This window comes from Rhizobacter sp. P2_H3, assembly GCF_056403355.1.
Genome location: NZ_JBFUFQ010000395.1, coordinates 1 through 2,933, shown reverse-complemented (window position 1 = coordinate 2,933; position 2,933 = coordinate 1). Strand labels below are relative to the sequence as shown.

Sequence of the window (2,933 nt, the reverse complement as noted above, 5' to 3'; positions counted from 1 at the left end):
GCACCGGCGACGGCGCCAACGTGCAGCAGTGGACCGACAACGGCACCAACGCGCAGCGCTTTCGCATCGAGCGGGTGCAGGGCAACCGCTACGTGCTGACCAACGTCAACAGCGGCAAGTGCGTCGACGTGGCCAGCGCCTCGCTGAACGACGGCGCCAACATCCAGCAATGGAGCTGCAACGGCAGCGGCGCTCAGCAGTACCACTTTTATCCGCTGACGACGGCCGGCCGTGGCACGCTGCCGGTCGGGCAGTACACGATCAGCTCGAACCACTCGCACCTGTGCGTCGACATCCAGGGCGGCAGCACCGCCGCCGGCGCGCCTGCGGTGCAGGCCACCTGCAGCGGCGCGCAGACGCAGAAGTTCGACGTGCTGCCGGAGCAGGGCGGCGCCTACCGCTTCTCGAACGCGCAGACGCACCAGTCGCTGGACATCGCCGGCGTCTCCACCGCGAACGGCGCGCTGCTGACGCAGTGGACCGACACCGCCGGCGACAACCAGCGCTTCCTCGTCAACGCGACGCCCGACGGCTACCAGGTCGTCGCGCGCCACAGCGGCAAGTGCCTGGACGTGGCCGAATGGAGCACCGCGTCGGGCGGCAAGCTGCAGCAGTGGGACTGCACCGGCACGCAGGCCAACCAGCGCTGGGCCTTCTCGGCCGGCAGCGGCGACACGACGACGCCGCCGAACCAGCCGCCGACGCAACCGCCCGCAGGCTGGCGCCTGGTGTGGCAGGACGAGTTCAACGGCAGCGCGATCGATGGCAACAAGTGGGGCTTCGAGGTGAACGGCGGGGGTGGCGGCAACAACGAACTGCAGTACTACACCGCGCGGCCCGAGAACGCCTCGGTGGCCAACGGCGTACTGAGCATCAAGGCACTGAAGGAGCGCTATTGCTCGACCGACGGCTGCCGCGACTACACCTCGGCGCGGCTGCGCACGCTGAACAAGGGCGACTGGCTGTACGGCCGCATGGAAGCGCGCATCAAGCTGCCGGGCGGGCAGGGCCTGTGGCCGGCGTTCTGGATGCTGCCGTCCGATTCGGTCTACGGCGGCTGGGCGGCCAGCGGCGAGATCGACATCATGGAGGCCGTGAACGCCGGCGCGGCCGGCGGCAACAACGTCTACGGCACGCTGCACTACGGCGGCGCCTGGCCGAACAACACGAACTCGGGCAAGCCCTTCGTGCCGGCCAGCAGCATCCTCACCGATTTCCACACCTACGCGGTGGAGTGGGAGCCGGGCGTCATCCGCCACTATGTCGACGGCACGCTGTACAACACGCAAACCCAGTGGTGGTCGAGTGGCGGCGCCTTCCCGGCTCCGTTCGACAAGCGCTTCCACATCCTGCTGAACGTCGCGGTGGGCGGCAACTGGCCGGGTGCGCCGAACGGCGCCACGGTGTTCCCGCAGCGCATGGATGTCGACTACGTGCGGGTGTACCAACGCTGATGGAAGCAAAGTAGTCGATATCCATGAAGTGGCAATTCATTGCCACTTCTGGCGCAGGGGCATACACTGCAAAGTAGTCGAAACATCAATTCGACTACTTTGCTGCCATGAACTCTGTGGGTGATCTGTCGGGTGTGGTGCGGGCGTCGCTCGAGGCGTCGACGCTGACGCAGGCGCAGTTGCGTGAGCAGGCCGGTGTCTCGCAGCGCACGCTGACGAACGTGCTGAGCGGGCGCGAGGATTTCAAGCTGAGCACCTTGCTGGCGGTGGCCGACCGCCTGGGGCTGGACGTGGTGCTGGTGCCGCGGGCCGCGGCAGCGGCGGTCGATGCCGGGGCGCAGACGACCGAGCCGCAGGTGAAGTCACGCGTCGCGGCGGCGCTCGAGAGCRTGCGCCCGGCCCGATGAACGTCCAGGCGCTCGGCATCTTCCTGGGCGAGGGGCGGCGCATCGGTGTGCTGTTTCGATACACGCTGGCGGCCGACACCGTGGTGACGCGCTTCGTCGCGGATGAAGAATTCATACAGATCGCCGGCGCACCGACGGTCTCGGCGGGCTGGCTGGCCGATGCGCCGCTGCAGCAGCAGGCGCTGTGGCGCGACGTCAGGTCGACGGCCTTCAACGGCCGCTTCTCGAACCGCAACGGCTGGCTGCTGCCGTCGTTCTTCCAGAACCTGCTGCCCGAGGGCGTGTTCCGCGACCGGGTGGCCGAGCTGCGGGGCTGCGACCCGCGCGATCACTTCGAGATGCTGGCCGCCTGCGGTCGCGACCTGCCGGGCCAGCTGCTCGCGTTGCCGGTGGCGCTGTCGCGCGACGAACTGGCGCGCTGCGTGACGCAGCAGCAGGACGCGCTGGAGATGTCGGTGAGCGCCGAGCCGCTGGACGACGGCGTGTCGCTGTCGGGCGTGCAGCCGAAGGTGGGGGCGATCCGCGACGGCGACCGCTACGTGGCCCGCACGAAGGACCACGACACCCACATCATCGCGAAGCTGCCGGTGGTGGCGCAGCCGCTGCTGCCGGAGGTGGAGCAGCTGTCGTTGCGGCTGGCCGCGGCGGCCGGTGTCGAGGTCTGCGAGGCGTGGCTGGAGCCGCTCGAGAAGCTCGCGGTGCGGCATGGCTACGACCTGGGCGATGCCGATGCGCGCACGCAGTTTCTCGCGGTGCGGCGCTTCGACCGGGGCGAGGCCGGTCGCGTGCATTGCGAGGATTTCGCGCAGGTGCTGGGCGTGATGCCCGAGGACAAGTACGGCACCGGCGCCGAGGGCGGCCCGCGCACCTGCCTGGACGTGGCGGCGGTGCTGATGGGCTTCGACAGCCTGGGCGAGGCGGCGGTGCACGAGCTGTTGCGGCGCCTGGTCGTCAACGAGATGCTGGGCAACCCCGACATGCACCTGAAGAACATCGGGCTGGTCTATCCGGACGGCGTGCACCCGCGTCTCGGCCCCGCCTACGACATCGTCGCGTACGCGGCCTACAGCGG

At 69.2% G+C, this 2,933-nt stretch carries 3 protein-coding genes; all 3 read left to right on the top strand.

The annotated features are described in order from the left end of the window. The coding region (locus AC1D1T_RS31455; protein WP_477993285.1) for an RICIN domain-containing protein at nucleotides 1–1,454 on the top strand (1,454 nt) is incomplete at its 5' end. Nucleotides 1,455–1,561: 107 nt separating this feature from the next. Next, on the top strand, nucleotides 1,562–1,861 hold the full coding sequence (locus AC1D1T_RS31450; RefSeq protein WP_477993284.1) for a helix-turn-helix transcriptional regulator: 300 nt from the start codon (nucleotides 1,562–1,564) through the stop codon (nucleotides 1,859–1,861). Then, nucleotides 1,858–2,933 (top strand): type II toxin-antitoxin system HipA family toxin (locus AC1D1T_RS31445; protein ID WP_477993283.1); only part of this gene is annotated, 1,076 nt, incomplete at its 3' end. The genes AC1D1T_RS31450 and AC1D1T_RS31445, both read left to right, overlap by 4 nt.